This is a genomic window from Mycobacterium sp. (assembly GCF_050701675.1).
In the GTDB taxonomy this organism is placed as follows: Bacteria; Actinomycetota; Actinomycetes; order Mycobacteriales; family Mycobacteriaceae; genus Mycobacterium.
Window position 1 is genome coordinate 1 of record NZ_JBOGDD010000695.1, and the last position, 2,131, is coordinate 2,131.

At 67.4% G+C, this 2,131-nt stretch carries 3 protein-coding genes; all 3 read left to right on the plus strand.

Annotated features, from left to right (window positions below):
* The coding region (locus ACRDUX_RS21385; RefSeq protein ID WP_526416252.1) for a PhlB family protein at nucleotides 1-199 on the plus strand (199 nt) is incomplete at its 5' end.
* 13 nt (nucleotides 200-212) lie between these two features.
* Complete coding sequence (locus ACRDUX_RS21390) at nucleotides 213-1,277, plus strand: beta-ketoacyl-[acyl-carrier-protein] synthase family protein (protein WP_526416254.1); 1,065 nt, start codon at nucleotides 213-215, stop codon at nucleotides 1,275-1,277.
* Nucleotides 1,277-2,131 (plus strand): thiolase family protein (locus ACRDUX_RS21395; RefSeq protein WP_526416256.1); only part of this gene is annotated, 855 nt, incomplete at its 3' end. The genes ACRDUX_RS21390 and ACRDUX_RS21395, both read left to right, overlap by 1 nt.

The following is a 2,131-nucleotide window of genomic DNA, read 5'->3' on the forward strand; positions in this document are numbered from 1 at the left end:
CGTCCTCCTCGACGGCGCGGACATCCCCTTCCTGCACCTGATTCAGGAGATCGACGCCGCCGAGGTGCGGATGGGCATGCGTGTCGAGGCGGTGTGGAAGCCTCGCGAGGACTGGGGGCTCGGCATCGACAACATCGAGTACTTCAAGCCAACCGGCGAGCCCGACGCCGAGTACGACACCTACAAGCACCACCTCTAAAGGGACTGCACACATGACTTTTCGCGACGTTGCCGTCGTCGGCTTCGCACACGCTCCGCACGTTCGCCGCACCGAAGGCACCACCAACGGCGTCGAGATGCTGATGCCCTGCTTCGCCTCCATTTACAAAGATCTCGGCATCGAGCAGACCGATATCGGCTTTTGGTGCTCCGGTTCCGCGGACTACCTTGCCGGCCGGGCCTTTTCGTTCATCTCGGCGATCGACTCGATCGGCGCCGTGCCGCCGATCAACGAGTCGCACGTCGAGATGGACGCAGCCTGGGCGCTCTACGAGGCCTACATCAAGCTGCTGACCGGCCAGGTCGACACCGCGCTCGTCTACGGATTCGGCAAGTCCTCGGCTGGCGTCCTGCGCCGCATTCTGGCACTGCAGACCGACCCGTACACCGTTGCGCCGCTGTGGCCGGACTCGGTGTCGACCGCGGGCCTGCAGGCACGCTTCGGCCTGGACTCCGGGAAGTGGACCGCCGAACAGATGGCACAGGTGGCACTCGAGTCCTTCGCGGCCGCGGACCGGGTGGACTCCGAAAGTCCCGCGACGACCATCGACGAGCTGCTTGCCCGGCCGTACTTCGCAGATCCCCTACGCCGCCACGACATCGCGCCCATCACCGACGGAGCGTCGGCGATCGTGCTGGCCGCCGGTGACAAGGCCCGCGAGCTACGGGAGAACCCCGCCTGGATCACCGGCATCGAGCACCGCATCGAAACGCCGGTGCTCGGCGCGCGGGACCTGACGACCTCGCCGTCCACGGCAGCGTCGGCGAAGGCCGCCACGGGTGGCGACGCCGGTTCGATAGACGTGGCCGAGATCTACGCGCCCTTCACGCATCAGCACCTGATTCTCACCGAAGCGATCGGGTTGTCCGACTCGACGAAGGTGAACCTCTCGGGTGGCGCGTTGGCGGCCAACCCGATGTTCTCCGCGGGCCTGGAGCGCATCGGGTTCGCCGCTCGGCACATCTTCGACGGCTCCGCCCAGCGGGTGCTGGCCCACGCGACCAGCGGGCCTGCGCTGCAACAGAATCTGGTCGCCGTGCTGGAAGGGAAGAACTGATGGCCGGTCAACTCGCTGCGGTTCTCGGAACCGGACAGACCAAATACGTCGCCAAGCGCAAGGACGTCACGATGAACGGCCTGGTGCGCGAGGCCATCGACAAGGCGCTGGCCGACTCCGGATCGACGTTCGACGACATCGACGCCGTCGTGGTCGGCAAGGCGCCCGACTTCTTCGAGGGCGTGATGATGCCCGAGTTGTTCATGGCCGATGCCGTCGGCGCCACCGGCAAGCCGCTGATCCGGGTGCACACCGCGGGCTCCGTCGGAGGCTCGACCGCGATCGTCGCCGCCAGCCTGGTGCAGTCGGGCAAGTACCGCCGCGTGCTGTCGATGGCGTGGGAGAAGCAGTCGGAGAGCAATGCCATGTGGGCGTTGTCGATCCCGGTGCCGTTCACCAAGCCGGTCGGCGCGGGTGCAGGCGGTTACTTCGCGCCACACGTGCGGTCCTACATCAGGCGCTCGGGCGCGCCGGACTACATCGGCGCGATGGTCGCGGTGAAGGACCGGCTCAACGGCGCCAAGAACCCGTTGGCCCACCTGCACCAGCCGGACATCACGCTGGAGAAGGTGATGGACTCCCAGATGCTCTGGGACCCGATCCGCTTCGACGAGACCTGCCCGTCCAGCGACGGCGCGTGTGCGCTGGTGATCGGCAACGAAGAGATCGCCGACGCCCGGGTGGCCGGTGGCGACCCGGTGGCCTGGATCCATGCCACCGCACTACGCACCGAACCACTGGCCTACTCCGGCCGCGACCAGGTCAACCCGCAGGCGGGCCGCGACGCCGCGAAGGCGCTGTGGCGCGACGCGGGCATCACCAGCCCGATCGACGAGATCGACGTCGCCGAGATC

Excerpts from the sequence above, each read along its gene's own strand:
- ACRDUX_RS21390 (WP_526416254.1), top strand. The coding sequence starts at position 213 with ATGACTTTTCGCGACGTTGCCGTCGTCGGCTTCGCACACGCTCCGCAC.